This window comes from Paraburkholderia sp., from assembly GCF_035656215.1.
In the GTDB taxonomy this organism is placed as follows: domain Bacteria; phylum Pseudomonadota; class Gammaproteobacteria; order Burkholderiales; family Burkholderiaceae; genus Paraburkholderia.
The window spans coordinates 1-18,147 of sequence record NZ_DASRSY010000289.1; the positions used below are offsets into that span (position 1 = coordinate 1).

General features: G+C 63.8%; 12 protein-coding genes and 1 pseudogene. 7 read left to right on the forward strand and 6 right to left on the reverse strand.

Annotated features, from left to right (window positions below; all coding sequences use genetic code 11):
• Positions 1-344 precede the first annotated feature (344 nt).
• Together argH and VFE81_RS16235 are read right to left on the reverse strand one after the other, a co-directional pair.
• The gene (gene argH, locus VFE81_RS16230) at positions 345-1,751 is read right to left on the reverse strand and encodes an argininosuccinate lyase (protein ID WP_325045574.1); all 1,407 of its coding nucleotides are present in this window, start codon (positions 1,749-1,751) and stop codon (positions 345-347) included.
• Between the two features lie 219 nt (positions 1,752-1,970).
• The gene (locus VFE81_RS16235; RefSeq protein ID WP_325045575.1) at positions 1,971-2,783 is read right to left on the reverse strand and encodes a helix-turn-helix transcriptional regulator; all 813 of its coding nucleotides are present in this window, start codon (positions 2,781-2,783) and stop codon (positions 1,971-1,973) included.
• 179 nt (positions 2,784-2,962) lie between these two features.
• Between VFE81_RS16235 and VFE81_RS16240 the strand changes: the two genes are divergently transcribed.
• A complete protein-coding gene (locus VFE81_RS16240; protein ID WP_325045576.1) occupies positions 2,963-3,715 on the forward strand; it encodes a class I SAM-dependent methyltransferase in 753 nt (250 codons plus the stop codon).
• Positions 3,716-3,862: 147 nt separating this feature from the next.
• A complete protein-coding gene (locus VFE81_RS16245) occupies positions 3,863-4,171 on the forward strand; it encodes a hypothetical protein (RefSeq protein ID WP_325045577.1) in 309 nt (102 codons plus the stop codon).
• Positions 4,172-4,254: 83 nt separating this feature from the next.
• Here the strand turns inward: VFE81_RS16245 and ppc are convergent, their stop codons facing one another.
• On the reverse strand, positions 4,255-7,479 hold the full coding sequence (ppc, locus tag VFE81_RS16250) for a phosphoenolpyruvate carboxylase (protein WP_325045578.1): 3,225 nt from the start codon (positions 7,477-7,479) through the stop codon (positions 4,255-4,257).
• A 404-nt stretch (positions 7,480-7,883) separates the two neighbouring features.
• On the opposite strand from ppc, the gene hemC reads away from it, so the two are divergent.
• From hemC to VFE81_RS16265, 3 genes are read left to right on the forward strand one after another with little or no spacing between them, the layout of a single operon-like run.
• Positions 7,884-8,888 carry a hydroxymethylbilane synthase gene (gene hemC / locus VFE81_RS16255; RefSeq protein ID WP_325045579.1) on the forward strand — a complete coding sequence of 335 codons (1,005 nt, stop codon included), beginning with the start codon at positions 7,884-7,886 and terminating at the stop codon, positions 8,886-8,888.
• Positions 8,888-10,906, forward strand: a complete 2,019-nt coding sequence (gene hemDX / locus VFE81_RS16260; protein ID WP_325045580.1) for a fused uroporphyrinogen-III synthase HemD/membrane protein HemX — start codon at positions 8,888-8,890, stop codon at positions 10,904-10,906. Before hemC ends, hemDX begins: the two co-directional genes overlap by 1 nt.
• Before the next feature lie 2 nt (positions 10,907-10,908).
• Positions 10,909-12,099: a heme biosynthesis protein HemY gene (locus VFE81_RS16265; RefSeq protein ID WP_325045581.1), complete on the forward strand. Its 1,191-nt coding sequence runs from the start codon at positions 10,909-10,911 to the stop codon at positions 12,097-12,099.
• 251 nt (positions 12,100-12,350) lie between these two features.
• Here VFE81_RS16265 and VFE81_RS16270 read toward each other — a convergent pair whose 3' ends face one another.
• The 3 genes from VFE81_RS16270 to VFE81_RS16280 form a co-directional block, all read right to left on the reverse strand.
• Positions 12,351-13,670 carry an MFS transporter gene (locus VFE81_RS16270; RefSeq protein WP_325045582.1) on the reverse strand — a complete coding sequence of 440 codons (1,320 nt, stop codon included), beginning with the start codon at positions 13,668-13,670 and terminating at the stop codon, positions 12,351-12,353.
• 84 nt (positions 13,671-13,754) lie between these two features.
• Positions 13,755-14,513, reverse strand: a complete 759-nt coding sequence (locus VFE81_RS16275) for an SDR family oxidoreductase (RefSeq protein ID WP_325045583.1) — start codon at positions 14,511-14,513, stop codon at positions 13,755-13,757.
• A 108-nt stretch (positions 14,514-14,621) separates the two neighbouring features.
• On the reverse strand, positions 14,622-16,061 hold the full coding sequence (locus VFE81_RS16280; RefSeq protein WP_325045584.1) for an aldehyde dehydrogenase family protein: 1,440 nt from the start codon (positions 16,059-16,061) through the stop codon (positions 14,622-14,624).
• Positions 16,062-16,346: 285 nt separating this feature from the next.
• Here VFE81_RS16280 and ppa point away from each other — a divergent pair, with 285 nt between their 5' ends.
• Positions 16,347-16,874: an inorganic diphosphatase gene (ppa, locus tag VFE81_RS16285; protein WP_325045585.1), complete on the forward strand. Its 528-nt coding sequence runs from the start codon at positions 16,347-16,349 to the stop codon at positions 16,872-16,874.
• Between the two features lie 325 nt (positions 16,875-17,199).
• Positions 17,200-18,147: pseudogene (locus VFE81_RS16290) on the forward strand (FUSC family protein); the annotation flags it as partial.

An 18,147-nucleotide genomic window follows, 5' to 3' on the forward strand; every position in this document is an offset into this window, starting at 1 on the left:
CTTGCGCGCCGCGCGATCCGCACGCTTGTAACAGACTGAAATATGGCCGGATTGGTTCGCGGCCAAAACGAGCCTACACTTTGATGGCCTCTTTCGAGAGGCATCGGTGGAAGTCTTTCATTTAGCCCGCTTTGTGCGGGCTTTCTTTTGTGCGTGTTGCTCCGCGAAATCAATCCAGTCACGAAAACAAAAAAGGCGAACCCGTCAATGAGTTCGCCTTTGGTTTCGCGTGCCGCCTGGTACTTGTCGCTGAGTGCTTGCAGCGATGCCTGCGGTAATGCACGCCGCCTTGCACTTCCGTAACGCACGCGTTGCCGGACGCGCTAGCGCGCGCCAGGCTTGCCTTACTTCAATGCTTGCCGTGCAGCCTTGGCCGCCGCGAGCACCTGCTCAGGCGCCGTGCCGCCCGGATGATTGCGGCTCGCCACCGAACCTTCGAGCGTCAGATACGAGAACACGTCCTCGCCGATCAGATGCGCGACGTTCGGCAGTTCCTGACGCATTTCTTCCAGCGTCAGATCGGCCAGATCGCAGCCGCGATCGGCACACACGCGAACCGCCAGCGCTACCGCTTCGTGCGCGTCGCGGAACGGCAGGCCGCGCTTGACCAGGTAGTCGGCGAGATCGGTTGCCGTGGAGAAGCCTTGCAGCGCGGCATCGCGCATGGCTTGCGGCTTCACCGAGATGCCGGCGACCATTTCAGCGAAGATGCGCAGCGTGTCCGCGACCGTATCGACGGTGTCGAACAGCGGCTCCTTGTCTTCCTGGTTGTCCTTGTTGTACGCAAGCGGCTGGCCTTTCATCAAGGTCAGGAGCGCGATCAGATGGCCGTTCACGCGCCCCGTCTTGCCACGCGCGAGCTCGGGCACATCCGGGTTCTTCTTCTGCGGCATGATCGACGAACCGGTGCAGAAACGGTCGGCCAGATCGATGAAGCCGACGCGCGGGCTCATCCACAGCACGAGTTCTTCGGAGAAGCGCGACACGTGCGTCATGATCAGTGCGGATGCGGCCGTGAATTCGATTGCGAAGTCACGATCGGACACCGCGTCCAGCGAATTGGCGCAGATGCCGTCGAAGCCCAGCGTCTTCGCCACGGCATGACGGTCGATCGGATAGCTGGTGCCGGCCAGAGCGGCTGCGCCCAGCGGCAGACGGTTTACGCGCTTGCGGCAATCCACCATGCGCTCGGCGTCGCGCGAAAACATTTCGACGTAGGCGAGCAGGTGATGGCCGAAGGTGACCGGCTGCGCCACTTGCAGGTGCGTGAAGCCCGGCATGATGGTCGACGCGTTCTTCTCCGCCATGTCGAGCAGGGCGATGCGCAATTCCGTCAGCAGGCCGCCGATCCGGTCGATTTCGCCGCGCAGCCACAGGCGGATGTCGGTCGCGACCTGGTCGTTACGCGAGCGGCCCGTGTGCAGGCGCTTGCCGGCGTCGCCGATCAGCGCGGTCAGGCGCGCTTCGATGTTCAGGTGGACGTCTTCCAGATCGAGTTGCCACTCGAACTCGCCTCGCTCGATTTCATCCTTGATCTGCGCCATGCCGCGTTGGATCGCGGCGAGGTCGTCGTCGGCGATGATCTTCTGCGCGGCCAGCATCGAGGCGTGCGCGAGCGACCCGTCGATATCGACGAGCGCCAGACGCTTGTCGAAGAAAACCGACGACGTATAGCGTTTGACGAGCTCCGACATCGGCTCCGAGAAGCGAGCCGACCAGGCTTCGCCTTTTTTGTGCAGTTGGGACGTCATGGTGTTGGGCAGTTGAACGAGGTGAGGAGGCTGATGGCGTTTGCGTACGGTGCAGGCGCCGCCGAAGCGAAGAAAGACTGGGATTTTAACACTGGCTGGCGGCGCCTTCGACGCGGCCAGCCAGCGGCGGTCCAGGCGAAAGCGTGCCCTTGGCGCAGCGGCTTGTCGGTTGGCGTTACGCTAAGGCGCGGCGTTGAATCTGCCACCGCCAAACGGCAGCTACTCCCGCACCAGTACCACCATCTTCAGATCTTCGCGATGAGCGGGTTTGAAGGTGATCTGGTCGTAGACGATGCGGCCGTCGCGCGGATGGTTGAATTCGCGTCGGCCGCCTTCGCGGCCACCCACGTCCTGCGACGCCCAGAAGCGGGCGAACGCGTCGCTGGCGGCGGTGAGCGAGTCGATCAGCCCGCGCGTGGGGGCGTCGTTCAGATGGCGGATCGAGTCGGCGCGGAATTCGGCGGCGAGGCGCCGCGCGCGCGTTTCCCAGTCGACGATCAGCTCGCGTGCGGCCGGTTCGGTGAAGGTGTAGCGCAGCAGATTGCGGTCGTGCGTGCCGTCCAGCCAGCCGACGAACAGGTCGGCGGCGCGCGCGTTCCAGGCGAGCGCGTTCCACTGCCGGTCGAGCACGTAAGCCGGCGCGTGCACGAGTTGCACCGTTTCGAGCAGCGTGGCGGGCGCGTCGGCGGCGGCCGGATCGGGTTCGGCCGGGTCGCGCTGCGCCGCCAGCTCGAACAGATAGGCTCGCTCGGCGCGCGACAACTGCAGTGCGACGGCGATCCGCGCCAGCGCGTCGGCGGAAGCGGAGACCGGGCGGCCCTGTTCGATCCACGTGTACCAGGTTGGGCTTACGCCGCACAGCTGCGCGACTTCCTCGCGCCGCAGGCCGGGTGTACGGCGGCGCGGGCCGGGCGGCAGGCCGAGCGCTTGCGGCGAGAGCCGTTCGCGATGAGCGCGGATGAAATCGCCAAGTGCGCGGGCAGGCGTGGCGTCGAGCGGCGGCGGGTTGTCGGCAGAGGACGGCGTGGTCATTCTTGTCGGGCAGCGCTTTGGGGAGAGGGTGTCGGGGTGGTGCTATTGATACCGGAATAATTGCTTAACTTGTACTGGTACACGGCGGGCTCTATTGTAACGGCTGGAACGGCGCAAAGCCGTCCAGACCAACCCGGCCCAAGCCCGGCCCAGCCCCACATAGATAACCGGAGCCTTCCATGAAGCACCACGATCAAGTCGCCGACGCCTTCGGCTCGACCGCCGCCGCGTATTTGACGAGTCAGACGCATGCCACCGGCGCCGATCTGCAGACGCTGGCCGAATCGATCGCCGCGACGCCGGATGCAACGGTGCTCGACATGGGCTGCGGCGCGGGTCATGCGAGTTTCGCCGTGGCGCCGCGCGCAAAAGAAGTGGTCGCGTATGACATCGCGCCGCAAATGCTCGCGACGGTCGACGGCGCGGCGAAGGATCGCGGCCTGACCAACATCCGCACGCAACAGGGCGCCGCCGAAACGCTGCCGTTCGACGATCATTCGTTCGACTGGGTCATTAGCCGGATGAGCGCGCATCATTGGCATGATGTGCCGCTCGCTTTGGCCGAAGTGAGACGCGTGTTGAAGCCGGGCGGCAAGGTGCTGTTCATCGACATCGCCGGCGCCGATCATCCGCTGCTCGACACGCATATTCAGGCAGTCGAAGTGTTGCGCGACGGCTCGCATATCCGCGATTACCGCGCTGACGAATGGATTGCCTTGTTCGAAGCGGCCGGTTTCAAGGCATCGATTCGCGAGCGTTGGCGCATCGCGATCGAGTTCAGCTCGTGGGTGGCGCGCATGCGTACGCCGGAGCCGCGCGTGGTGGCGATTCGCTCGCTGTGGAGCAATTCCCCCGATGAGGTGCGTCAGTATTTCGACGTTCAGGAAGACGGCTCGTTCAAGCTCGACTCGCTGATGGTCGAGGCGCAATGAGCTGACATGGACGCGGAGCGGCGGCCGCCGCGGCCCGGCGACGCGCGGCTTAAAGCCGCGCTGGACCTAATAACGAGATGCGCACTGTGATAACCTCTGGATTGCTAACTAATTCAGGGGGGGCGAATGCAACGTCTGTTATTTTTTGTGGCGGCCGCCGCGCTGTCTGCCAGTGCGGCGGCGCAATCGAATCGGGAATACTATCGCGAACAGGGCACCACCTTGCCGCGCGCGCTGTCGTCCAATCCCGTCACGCCGCAGTCATCCAGCTTGACGAACGGCATCACAGCGCCCGGCGTCAATGTGAATATGTCGCCTCAAGCACGCCGCGACCTTGACACACGTCTGCAGTCCGAACTTGCCGAGCGTGAAAATCGCGAGCAGGCGTGGCGCGAGCCTCCGCTCAAATTCAACATTCCAGTTTCAGAAATGCCAAAGCCGAACACGGCGAAATAATCCGTGTTCGGCTTCGATGGTGCAGCGGCCGAGTTACTGGCCGCCGCGGCGGCTGAATCAGCCACTATTCAACCGTGGCTCCATCAGCCCGTATTACGCAAACCCGCCGCAATCCCGTTGATGCTCAAATGAATCCCGCGCCGCACGCGCGCGTTGGTATCGCCCGCGCGGTGACGCTTGAGCAACTCCACCTGCAAGTGATTTAACGGATCGAGATATGGGAAGCGGTTCTTGATCGAACGCGCGAGCAACGGATTCTCCGCGAGCCGTTCGCTCTTGCCAGTGATCTCCGACAACACCTTCGACGTACGCTCCCATTCGGCGACGATCCGCTCGAACACATGCTTGCGCAGCTTCTTGTCCGACACGAGCTGTGCATAGCGCGAGGCCACCGCGAGATCGGTCTTTGCCAGCACCATGTCCATGTTGGAGAGCAGGTTCGAGAAGAACGGCCAGGTCTTGTGCATCTTCTTGAGCAAGGCAAGACGGCGGGTGCGCTCGGCATCGCTTGGCGCGCTGTCCAGATGCGCGGCCACCGCGCTGCCGAAACCGTACCAGCCGGTCAGCAGCAAACGGCATTGGCCCCATGAGAAGCCCCATGGAATCGCGCGCAGATCTTCGATCTTGCGTTGCTTCGGGTCCTGCAATTTGCGCGACGCCGGACGGCTGCCGATGTTCAGTTCGGCGATCTCCGAGATCGGCGTCGACTCGAAGAAATACTCCTTGAAACCCGGCGTTTCGTAGACCAGTGCGCGATACGACGCCATCGCCGCGTCGGACAATTGTTGCATCGTCTCTTCGAAGACGGGCAGTTGCGCGGGCGCATTGCCGTGCGGCAACAACGACGCCTCGAGCGTCGCGGCCACCACCGTTTCCAGATTGCGCCGGCCGATTTCCGGATTGCCGAACTTGCTTGCGATCACTTCGCCTTGCTCGGTCAAACGGATCTGACCGTCGACGGTGCCCGGCGGCTGCGACAGAATCGCCTGATAGGTCGGACCACCGCCACGGCCAACCGTGCCTCCGCGTCCATGGAACAGGCGCAGAGTCACCCCGCGTTGATTGAACAGCGACACGAGTGCGAGTTCGGCGCGATACAACTCCCAGTTCGACGTCAGGAAACCGCCGTCCTTGTTGCTGTCCGAATAGCCGAGCATCACTTCCTGCTCGTTGCCCTGATGTTCGATCAGTGCGTCGACGCCCGGCAGCGCGATCAGATCGCGCATGATGTGCGGCGCGTTGCGCAAGTCGGGGATCGTCTCGAACAGCGGGATCACCATCAAGCCCGCTCGTGCCGGATCGTTCGCATCACCCAGGCAGCCGTGCAGCAAACCGGTTTCCTTCTGCAGCAACATCACTTCGACCAGATCGCTGACGGTCTCCGTGTGCGAAATGATGTAGTTACGCACCGCGCGTGCGCCGAATTTCTCGCGTGTGATGCGGGCCTCTTCGAGCACGCCGAGTTCGCTCTTCACGAGATCGGAGTATTCGGCATACGGCAGACGCAGCGCGCGCGGCTGCGCCAGTTCGGCGAGCAGCACCTTGAGCTTGTCTTCTTCGGAGAGCGACGCGTAGTTTTCTTCGACGCCCGCGCGTTTCAGCAACTCGGCGATCACCGCTTCGTGGATGTCGGAGCTCTGGCGCAAGTCGATACTTGCCAGATGGAAGCCGAACACTTCGGCGGCGCGCGCGAGCGGCGACAGACGCGGTGCCGCGAGTGGCGCGCCATGATGCTCGGCGAGCGAATCGACCAGCACGTGCAGGTCGCGCACGAATTCGGCGGCGTCGCCGTACGGTTTGGCGCGCACCGGCGCCGCGCCGCGGCCCGCGCTGCGCACCGGCACGCTGCCTTCGCCGAGACGCACGCGCGCACTTGCGGCGAGCCGCGTGTACATGCCGATCAAGGCGCGGCGATACGGTTCGTCGGTACGGTGCGGCGACTGGTCCGGCGAGGCGGCCGCGAGTTCTTTCAACGCGTCGCTTGCGCCGGCCAGCAGGTTCGACACCGACAACTCGGCGCCCAACTTGTGCACCTGCTCCATATAGTGTTCGAAGATCACCGCGGCCTGGCGGGTGATCGCGTGCTCGAGCGTTTCGGCCGTGACGTTCGGATTGCCGTCGCGGTCGCCGCCGATCCAGCTGCCCATCTGGAAGAACGGCGGCAGCCGCGCAGCGAGGCCGTGCTCGGCGAGCGCTTCTTCGATGTCGGCGTAGAGCGCCGGAATTTCTTCGAGGAAGGTCGCGCGGTAATACGACAGCGCGTTTTCGATTTCATCGGCCACCGTCAGCCGCGAATCGCGCAGCATCCGCGTTTGCCAGAGCGACGTGACGCTTGCACGCAACATCGCTTCGTTATGCGCGCGTTCGCGGTTGGTCAACTGCTGATCGCGTTCGGCCAGGAGGCGTGCGACGTCGTGCTGCGCGTCGAGAATGCTCTTGCGCTGCACTTCTGTAGGGTGCGCGGTCAAGACCGGCACGATCAACGCGTCGTTGAAGAACTGCTGCAGCACTGGCGTTGCGGCGGCGCCTGCCTCCACGAGTCGTTCGAGCGCATGCGCCATGGTGCCCGGTTGCGAGGTCGAGCCGGCCAGCGCGTGAATCCGATGACGGCGATTGCGGTGGCGGTCTTCAGCGATATTCGCAAGATGCGAGAAGTAGCTGAACGCGCGCACCACGCTGACCGTTTGCTCGGGGCTCAGCGAACGCAGTTTCTTGTCGAGCGTCTGCGCGGCGGCACTATCGTCCTCACGGCGAAAACGCACGGCGGTCTGGCGGATCGTCTCCACGACGTCGAACACCGCGTCGCCTTCCTGTTCGCGCAGCACGTCGCCGAGCAGGCGTCCCAGATAACGGATGTCCTGAAACAGCGGATGGTCCTTATCCTCACGCGTGCGGCCGCTGCTTTTCGACGCCGGCACCACCGTATTCTGCGAAACGGTTTCCAGCTTGGGCGCTTTGGCGGCTTGCGGCGTGGCTTCGCTCACGACGACCTTGATCTTCGGGGACTTGGTTTTGGCCGGTTTCAGCGCCTGGGCGGCGTTCGCGGCTTGCGTCGCCTTATCTGTCCTGACGGTCTTCACCGCCTTGTCCGCCTTGGTGGGCGACGAGGCTTTGGCGGACCTGGTGGCTTTGGCGATATTTGCGGCCTGGGTTGCCGTGGCAGCTTTGCCGCCGCGTTTGGCCGGTGTGGACCGGGCCGCCGTTGTGGCGGAGGCAGAAGCGGCGGGCGCCGCGGCGGCGTCGGCCGCTTGAGCGTTGGGCGATGCAGTGTTGCGGCGGGCAGGGCGCGCCGATCCGGAAGACGTCACGATGGGTTTCCTCAGGGAAGCCAGGGTCTGTTGAGTGATGAACTGCTACTGCGGAACTGCACTATGAGCTGCAACGTGAACTACACGAAACGGTATGCGCCGATGGCAATACGCGGGAGAGGTGGCCGCGCGCGCTGTGCGCAAAACGCACGAGGCGCACGACGTGCATTGCATGCACGCCAGGCACCCGAGGCACGTTGCGCCGCATTGCATCATCCCGCATGCCGCGCCCCGGTGCGCGAACGACCGTGCTTGAACAGGCTGGGATGGGGCAGGCGCGTGCTGCGCGAGGCCCGTCTCCTCCATCGATACCGTGCCAGCACGGCGCTCCACTGTGCCTTGAGACACGGGGTCGCGTGCTAACATTGATTGTTATTACATCCCGTCATTCGATCAGCAAGCTAATGAACACCGAGACGTTTTCTACGCCACCCCACACGCTTGTGATTGCGTCGCGAGAAAGCCGCCTTGCCATGTGGCAGGCGGAGCATGTGCAATGTGCGCTGCACAAATTATATCCATCTTGTGACATAAAAATCCTCGGGATGACGACACGTGGCGATCAAATTCTCGATCGCACTTTGTCGAAGGTTGGTGGTAAGGGCCTTTTCGTCAAGGAACTGGAAGCCGCGCTGGCCGACGGCCGCGCCGATCTGGCCGTGCACTCGCTTAAAGACGTGCCGATGGAATTGCCCGCGGGCTTTGCGCTGTCCACCATCATGGAACGCGAAGATCCCCGCGACGCGCTGGTGTCCAACGATTACGACTCGCTCGCGGCGCTGCCGGCCGGCGCCGTGGTCGGCACCTCCAGTCTGCGCCGCGAGGCCATGCTGCGCATGCGTTACCCGCACCTTGTGGTGCGGCCGTTGCGCGGCAATCTGGACACGCGTCTGTCGAAACTCGATCGCGGCGACTACGCGGCGATCATTCTGGCGGCGGCCGGCTTGAAGCGTTTAGGTCTCGCTGAGCGCATCCGCGCGCTGCTCGATCCCGAAGACAGCTTGCCGGCTGCCGGTCAGGGTGCGCTCGGCATCGAGATTCGCGCCGATCGCGCGGAGCTCGCGGCATGGCTCGCGCCGCTGCATCACGAACATACAGCTGCGGCCGTCGAAGCGGAGCGGATGGTCTCGCGTGCCCTCGGCGGCAGTTGCGAAGTGCCGCTCGCAGCCTATGCGCACTGGCATGACGGCGCGCTGCATCTGCGCGGCATCGTCGCTACACCCGACGGCCAGCGCGTCTTGAGCGCGCAGGCATCGGCGCCGGCGCCCACCGTCGAACGTGCTGTAGCGCTTGGTCAGGAAGTGGCGAGCGCGCTCGAACAGCAAGGCGCGATGGAAATCGTCCGCGCGCTGAGCACGGCCAGCGGTCCCGCAGCAGGGGCCGCGGATAGCGCGGCGACCGGCGAGTGATGGCAGCCGATATCCTAGGTAATGCATCCTCGTTCGCCGGCAAGGCGGCGTTCACGGTCGTGATTACGCGACCGGCCGGTCAGTCGAACGAAATGATCGCGCAACTCGCGGCGGCCGGCATTGCCGTACTCGACTTTCCGCTGATCGACATCGCGCCTGTCGCCGACGAAGCACCGTTGCGCGCAGCGCTGGCTTCTCTGGAGCGCTATGCACTGGTCGTGTTCGTCTCGCCCAATGCAGTCGATCACGCGTTTGCGCGCAGCGATGCGATCTGGCCGCATGCGCTGCCGATCGGCGTAGTCGGGCCGGGCAGTGTGCAGGCGCTGGTGCGCCACGGCGTCACGGCGCCGGCGTACAACGTCATCAGCCCACCGTCCGCCGCCGTCGACGATACGGCACGTTTCGATTCCGAAGGCCTGTTCGCGGCGATCGATACCGCGCTCGGCGCGAGCGCGCTCGAAGGCAAGCGCGTCCTGATCGTGCGCGGCGACGGCGGCCGCGAATGGCTCGCCGACCGCTTGCGCGAAGCGGGCGCCGAAGTCGAAACGGTTGCGGCCTATCGGCGCCTCGTGCCGGAACCGTCGATCGGCGGCTGGGCACGCGTGCACGCGTTGCTTGCCGGCGAGCCGCACGCCTGGCTGCTCACGAGTTCGGAAGGTGTGCGCAATCTGCATGAACTCGCGCAAGAGCATCTAACCGCCGGTGAAATCGCGCAACTGAAGCACGCCAACCTGGTCACGCCGCATCCCCGTATCGCGCAGACCGCGCGGGCATTGGGTTTTGATAGCATTACGGTGTCCGGTGCGGGCGATGATCGTATTGCCCGCGCCTTGCTTGCCGCCGTCCCGACCGTTGTTCAACCGGTACCGTCCAACCCGGCTCATTCACCGGCTAAATCACGCATGACTGAAACGAACGCATCCACGAACGCTTCACCCCAGCCGGCCGCAACCAGCGCGTTGCCGCCGAATCCACCCTTCACGCCCTACGAAGCGCAAAAGCGCCGCAGCGCGAGCGGACCGCTGCTGTGGTTTGTCGTCGTGGTCATCGCTTGTGCGGCGGGTGTGGGCGGCTATGCGCTCAATCGCAAGGTGGAGCGCACCGAGCAGCAGCTCGTGCAACGCCAGCAGGCGAATGACACGCAGACGAACGAACTGCGCGTCAAGACCGATCAGGCGCTGGCCACGGTGCATCGGTCCGACTCGCAGGTCGCGCAACTCGAAGGCAAGCTCGCTGACGCGCAAACGGCGCAGCAGGCGCTGCAACAGCAATACACCGATCTCGCCCGCAATCGCGACGACTGGACGATGGCTGAAGTCGGCCAGATGCTGTCGGCCGCGAGCCAGCAATTGCAGCTCACCGGCAACACGCAACTCGCGCTGTTCGCGTTGCAAAGCGCGGACACGCGTCTTGCTGCATCGGATAGCCCGCAGGCCGTCACCGTGCGCAAGGCGATCGCGCAAGACATCGACAAGCTGAAGGCCGCGCCTTCCACGGATCTGACGGGTATGGCGATCAAGCTCGACAACGCGATCGACCAGGTCGACAGCCTGCCGCTCTCCGGCGAAGCGCCGATTGCCCATGCCACGCCGAAGGCCGCCAGCTGGGCCGACACGGCAAAGGTGGCCGCGGCAACCGGCGAGCCGCGCTGGAAAGTGTGGTGGCGTGAAGTCACGACCGGCATCGGCCAGCAGTTGACGAGCCTCGTGCAGGTGCGCCGCATCGACAACGCCGACGCCATGCTCGTCACGCCCGATCAAGGCTACTTCGTGCGCGAGAATCTGAAGCTGCGTTTGCTGTCGGCGCGGCTCGCGCTGCTCTCGCGCAACCAGACCACGCTGAAGTCCGACCTGCAGGCGGCGCAGGCTGCGCTCACGCGCTACTTCGACAACACGTCGAAGAAAACGCAAACTGTGGCCGATCTGGTCAAGCAGGTGGATGCGGGCTCGGCCGCGGTTGAACTGCCGAATCTGAACACCAGCCTGCAGGCCGTCAATCAATACCGGAGCCGAGGTTAATCATGGCAATCCGGGGACTTCTATGGCTCGCGTTGCTGTTCGCCATCGCGGTAGTGCTGGCGGTGGTCGGACGCTTCGATATGGGGCAGGTGCTGCTGATCTATCCGCCGTACCGCGTCGACATCTCGCTGAATCTGTTCGTGGTCGGGCTGGTGGTGCTGTTCATCCTGCTGTACGCGCTGTTGCGCATCGTGCGCAATATCTGGCGCATGCCGCAGCGCGTGGCTGCCTATCGCGCTCGCTCGCGTGTCGCGAAGGCGCACGCTGCATTGCGTGACGCGATCGGCAATCTGTACGCCGGGCGTTTCTCGCGCGCTGAAAAAGCCGCGAAAGATTCGCTCACGAATGGCGACAACAAGGGCGCGGCCGGATTGATCGCGGCCACCGCGGCGCACCGCATGCATGAATATGCGCGGCGCGACGAATGGCTCGCCCAGATCGACGAAGCCGACTGGCAGGACGCACGCCTGATGGCCACCGCCGACATGCGTGCCGACGGCCGCGACGCGGACGGCGCACTCGCCGCGCTGACCGAAATGCAGTCGCAGGGCGCACGGCGGATTCACGCGCAGCAGATCACGTTGCGCGCGCAACAGCAATTGAAGAACTGGGGCGAAGTGCTCAAGCTCGTCAAGACGCTGGAAAAACGGGAAGCGATCCATCCGGCAGTGGCGGTGCGCTTGCGTCAGCTCGCGGCGGAAAACCTCCTGCGCGACCGGCGTCATAACGCGGATGCGCTGCTGGAGTTGTGGAATTCGCTATCGGCTACTGAGCGTCATTCACCGCGTCTCGCTGATCTCGCGGCTGAACTGCTGGTGTCGCTGAACCGTCCGCAGGAAGCACGCAAGATCGTCGAGGAAGCGCTCGCGCAGAACTGGGACGCGCGTCTGCTGCGCCGGTATCCCGACACGACCGGGGGCGACGCGTTGCCGCTGATCCAGAAGGCCGAAGGGTGGCAGAAGGATCGCCCGGAAGACGCAGATTTGATGTTCGCGCTGGGTCGCTTGTGCCTGCATCAGCAGTTGTGGGGCAAGGCGCAATCGTTCCTCGAGCGCGCGCTGAAACTGGCCGACAACGAGACGTTGAAGATTCGTTCGCATCGCGCGTTGGCGCGTTTGCATGAACAGATCGGCGATTCCGATAAGGCGAGCCAGCATTATCGCGAGAGTGCGTTGGCGATGAATATCGTGTGAAGCTTTGATCGCCGCTGCGTTTGTTTTATTGTGCGCTGCAGTCGATAAACAAGCCCCCGTCGATGGATGCCGGGGGCTTTTTCGTTGGTGGCACAATGCGTGAATTGCATTATATGTGCCGTGAACTGGGGCTTGCGACTCACGACCTGCGACTTGTGACTCGCGCCCCGCGCCCCGCAACTCATGACTCGTGACTCGTGACGAGCGGCATTTGACGGCGCTTCCTACCTTACGTCACGAAGCGAGCCGCCTCATTTGTTAACCATCTTCGCCGGCACGCTGATCGCCAGCAGGCCGCCGAGGATCATGAACGCCGCCAGCATATACATGCCGGAGTCGTTCGCGGCGGTTGCCTGCTTCAGCCAGCCGACCGCATACGGGCTCAGAAAGCCCGCGAGATTGCCGATCGAATTGATCATCGCGATGCCGGCTGCCGCGCCGGTGCCGGCGAGGATCGCCGTCGGCAGACTCCAGAACAGCGGCAGGGTGGTCAGGATGCCCATGGTCGCGAGCGTGAGCGAAGCCATGGCCAGCACCGTGTTGTGCGCCCATACCACGGAGAGCACGAGGCCAATCGCCCCTGCGATTGCCGGCAACGCGATATGCCAGCGCCGTTCACGGCGGCGGTCCGCGCTGCGCGACACGAACACCATCGCAATTACCGCTGCCGCAAACGGAATCGCGGACAGCAGGCCGATCATGAACGAGTCTGTCACGCCGGTCGCCTTGATGATGGTCGGTAGCCAGAAGCTCACGCCATACAGACCCATCACGAAAGAGAAATACGTGAGGCTCAACATCAGCACGCGGCCGCTCGTGAGCACCTGACGAATCGGCATGTCGTGCTTGGTGGCTTCTTCGGCCGACACCTGACGTTCGAGCAATTCCTTCTCTTCGTTGGTGAGCCACTTCGCCTTCGAGACGCGGTCATCGAGCATCAGGAACACCATGATCCCGACGATCACCGAGGGAATCCCTTCGAGCAGAAACAGCCACTGCCAGCCATGCCAGCCGTTCATGCCGTTGAAGCTCTTCAGGATATAGCCCGACACCGGACCGCCGATCACGCCGGACAACGCGATGGCGGTCATGAACCAGGTGGTCATGCGGCCACGACGATGCGACGGATACCAGTAAGTGAGATACAGGATGATGCCGGGGAAGAAGCCCGCTTCGGCGAGACCGAGCAGGAAGCGCATGACGTAGAACATGGCCGGCGTGGTGACGAACATGGTCAGCATCGAGATCACGCCCCACGACACCATGATCCGCGCGATCCACACGCGCGCGCCCACTTTGTGCAGGATCACATTGCTCGGAATTTCGAAGATGAAATAGCCGAGGAAGAAAATCCCCGCGCCAAATCCGTAGACCGCGTCGCTCAGGCCGAGATCGGTGGTCATTTGCAGCTTGGCGAAGCCGACGTTGACGCGGTCGAGATACGCGACCACGTAGCAGAGCATCAGGAGCGGCGCGAGCCGCCAGGTGACCTTGCGGTAGGTCGCCTCCTCGAACGTGGAAGGTGGCGCGCCCGCGCCGGGGTGGCGGAGCGGATTTGCGGGACTAGCCATGGTGTCTCCTTTTTTCTTGTGGAAATGAAGTACCGCCGTCGATCGCGATTCTAGCCGTGCTGGATGGTTTGGTTTGCATGGCGTTTACACGCAGCGCCCGCCGTCCACTTCGAGACACACGCCGGTGATGAACTCCGCCTCGTCTGAGGCGAGGTACAGCGCCGCATTGGCGATATCCTGCGGCGTCGAGAAACGCCCGAGCGGAATGCCGGCGAGAAAGCGCTTGCGGTTTTCCGGCGTATCTTCGACGCCCATGAATTCCGACAGCAGCCCCGTCTCGCCCATCACGGGGTTCACGCAGTTCACCCGAATACGGTCCGGGCCGAGTTCGACGGCGAGCGACTTGCTGGCGATGATCACCGCGCCCTTGCTGCCGTTGTACCAGATGAGGCCCGGCCGCGGCCGGACGCCGGCCGTTGAGGCGATATTGATGAAAACACCGCCGCCCTGCTGGCGGAAATACGGCACGAATTCCTGCACGCTCCAGTAGATGCTTTTGACGTTCACTGCATAGACGCGGTCGAACTCGGCTTCCGTCACGTCGAGCACCGGTTTGTTGCGATGCGTCGTACCGGCATTGTTGACGACGATCTGTACGCTGCCGAAGTCTTCGAGCGCGGCCTCGCGCAGCCTCTGCCAGTCTTCGCGTCGCGTGACGTTGCCGGTGACCGCGATCGCCTTGCCGCCGGCGAGAGCGATTTCGCTCGCCACGCGTTCGGCCGCTGCGCCGTTCTGATCGTTGATCACCACGTTCGCGCCTTCGCGCGCGTAGGTCTTCGCGATGCCTTCGCCGAAGCCCGAGCCGCCACCCGTGACGATGGCCGTTTTTCCTGTCAACCGCATGATGTCTCCGTTGTTTGTTGTGGATGGTGATGCGCTTGCTTCTGTCTGTTGCCGTTTGCTGTTGTCTGCTTCCGTTTGCTGCGAATGCGAGTGCCTGACTAACCCTGCCTAACCGTGACGGATCGCGATGGTCTTCAACACCGTGAAGCCATACAGCGCTTCGAAACCCTTTTCGCGTCCATGGCCCGAATGCTTCACGCCGCCGAACGGCAATTCGACGCCGCCGCCCGCGCCATAATTGTTGATGAACACCTGACCGGAGCGCAGGCGCCGCGCGAGGCGCATCTGACGAGCACCGTCGCACGTCCAGATACCCGCGACCAGGCCGTACTGCGTGCCGTTGGCGAGCGCAAGCGCCTCGTCTTCGTCGGTGAATGACATTGCGGCGAGGACCGGGCCGAACACTTCGTCGCGCGCGAGGCGGTGGTTTGCCGGCACGTCGCGCAGCAGTGTGGGCGCCTGATAGAAGCCGCTTTCCGGCGCTTCAGGAATCACTTCGCCGTGCGCCGCCATCGCAATGCCGTCGTGTTGCGCGTCGGAGAGGAAGTCCCACACGCGCTGTTGCTGCTTTGCGTTGATCAGCGGACCGCAGTCGAGATCGGCATGCGACGGTCCGACCCGCAGCGCGTGAAAGGCGCTGCTCAACCGGTCGAGCAACGGCTCGTAAATGGCCCGGTCGATCAGCACGCGGCTGCCCGCCGAGCAGGTTTGCCCGGCGTTCTGCACGATTGCCGACACCAGCACGGGCAACGCCGCGTCTAGATCCGCGTCGGCGAAAACGATTTGCGGCGATTTGCCGCCCAGTTCGAGCGTGACCGGCACGTGGTTCTCGGCGGCCATCTGCGTCACGAGCTTGCCGGTTTCGGGGGAGCCGGTGAACGAGATGTGATCGATGCCGGGATGACGCGCGAGTGCCGCACCCGCTTCATGCCCAAAACCGGTGACGATATTCAGCGCGCCTGCCGGCAAACCCGCCTCGGCCGCCAGTTCGGCGACGCGCAACACTGACAGACACGCATCTTCCGCCGGCTTCACGACGCACGCATTGCCGGTGGCGAGCGCCGCGCCGACGCTGCGGCCGAAGATCTGCATCGGGTAGTTCCACGGCACGATATGACCGGTCACGCCGTGCGGCTCACGGATCGTCAGCACCGTGTAGCCGGCCTCATAGGGCAGCGTTTCGCCGTGCAGTTTGTCTGCCGCGCCGGCGTAAAACTCGAAGTAGCGGGCTAGCGCCGCCGAATCGGCACGCGCCTGTTTGAGCGGCTTGCCGGTGTCGCGAGCTTCGATCTGCGCGAGTTCTTCCTGGTGGGCGGCCACCACCATCGACAGCCGGTACAGCACGCGGCCGCGTTCGGCGGCGCTTGCCTCGCCCCATGCGCCTTCGAAGGCGCGGCGGGCGGCGTGAACGGCGTCGTCGATATCCGCCGCGGTGCCGCGGGCCAGCCGGGTGAACGGCTGGCCGTCGGAGGGATCGAGCACGGCGATCGTCTCGCCGCCTGATGCAGCGGACCATTCGCCGCCGATGAAATGCCGGGCTTCTTCCATGCATGCTCCTTGGGGTGTCGCGCAGCCGGTCTCCAGGCCGGGATTCAAGCCGATGTCCAGGCCGAGGTTCAGATACGCGGTGTTCACAAACGAGAGGCACAATCGAGAGACGCCAGACGATTATCGCGCCGATCCAACCAGAGGTGCCATCGGCCGATTGGCTATAATGGCGTATTCCGCACTGTCCGGCCGCGGCACCTCGTCCTGGCGAGTTTCACGATTCACGCCGATCGAGCTCACGCGCCGCACGCCGTGTTCCGAATTCCATCTGATCAGAGAGCGCTCATGAGCTTCAATCACGTCCCCGCAGGCAAAGACCTTCCGCAAGATTTCAACGTTATCATCGAAATCCCGGCGCAAAGCGATCCGGTGAAGTACGAAGCTGACAAGGAAACGGGCCTGCTCCACGTCGACCGTTTTATCGGCACCGGCATGCGCTATCCGGCGAATTACGGCTACATTCCGCAAACGCTGTCGGGCGACGGCGACCCGGTCGACGTGCTGGTGATCACGCCGTTCCCGCTGCTGGCAGGCTCGGTGGTTCGCGCACGCGCACTCGGCATGCTGCAAATGACCGACGAATCGGGCGTGGACGCAAAGCTGGTTGCCGTCGCGCACGACAAGGTCTGCCCGATGACCGCCGATCTCAAGTCGATCGACGACGTCCCGGCTTACCTGAAAGATCAGATCAAGCACTTCTTCGAGCAATACAAGGCGCTGGAAAAGGGCAAGTGGGTGAAGGTCGAAGGCTGGGCGGGCATCGAAGCCGCGCACAAGGAAATCACCGAAGGCGTGGCGAACTTCAAGAAGTAAGCTGCGTTACACCGGTGGTCGATAAAAACCGCGCGAGCCTGCAAGGGCCGCGCGGTTTTTTCATGGGTGGGGTTTTCAGAGAGTCCACTCCGCGGTCAAAGCGTATTTGCCGTCCACCCGCCCATTTGCCTATCTATCTGTCAGAACGCCAGAACGCGCGCCCGTTCCCGCACATAGACACAACGCATCGACTGGATGAACCGAAGGCATTTTTATATCTCGGTGTTAACCCTTATCATTCGGCGGCCGTAGCAGCTTTCCTGCTGGCGGCGTATTAATGCGCTGACGCAGCGCCAATGCGCGTTTTTGGGAGCCCACCGTCCGGATGCTGAATCGCAAGTCCAACCCTTCGTCTCCGCGCTGGTCGAGCCGCCTGTACGCGCTCGTCAGCACGATCTACCGCAGACGACCGGTATGGATGGTTTCGTTTTCGACGAGCGAGGCCAATCTGTCGGAAGGGCTGAGAGCCGCTTGTGCATCCACTGCCATGCTGGTGCTCGGCAATCTGCTGCACGAGCCGGCCTTTGCATGGGCCGCGATTGGCGCTTTCTGGACCTGTCTTGCCGACGCGGCCGGCTCGAATCGCGCGCGCTTCGCCTCGATGATGGGCTTTGCGCTTCTCTCAACCGTGTGCGGCGGCGTGACTGCCTTCGCGTCGGGCGAGGGGACCGCGCTCGCAGCGCTCGCCATTCTGACGTTCACAACGCTCGGCGGCTTCGGCAGGATCTGGGGGGCCGCGACATCGCAGGTGACGATTCTCGCCGCGACCGCCTGCGTCGTGATGGTCGACCGGCCAATGCGCGACGTTCGGGAAGGCGTGGCGTTTCTCGGCATCTACCTGGCCGGATGCCTGTTTGCCGTCGCGCTGAGCCTGACCGTCTGGCGCATTCATCCGTTCGGCACGAGCCGCGCTTCGCTGCGTGCGGTGTATTTGCGTCTGGCGGACATCGCATTCGACAGCGCGCGCCTGCTCGAGCAGCGCGCAGCCCCTGGACAGTGGGCTACGCATGCCGCGAAGTTTCGCGCCGATGCGCGGGCAACGCTGGAACGCTCGCGCAAGGCGCTGGCGAACGTGCCGGACTCGAGAACGGCTGGCCGGGAAACCTACGACAATCTCCTCGCCTTGCTGACTGAAAGTGAAGCGCTCTTTGCGTATCTGATTGCGGTCACCGGTGCTTGCGAAAAACCCCCGGAAGACGCACGTCACGTCAGGCGCGCGGCTCGTCTGTTGACCGGGATAGGCGAAGTTCTGCGAAGAATCGGCACGGCGACC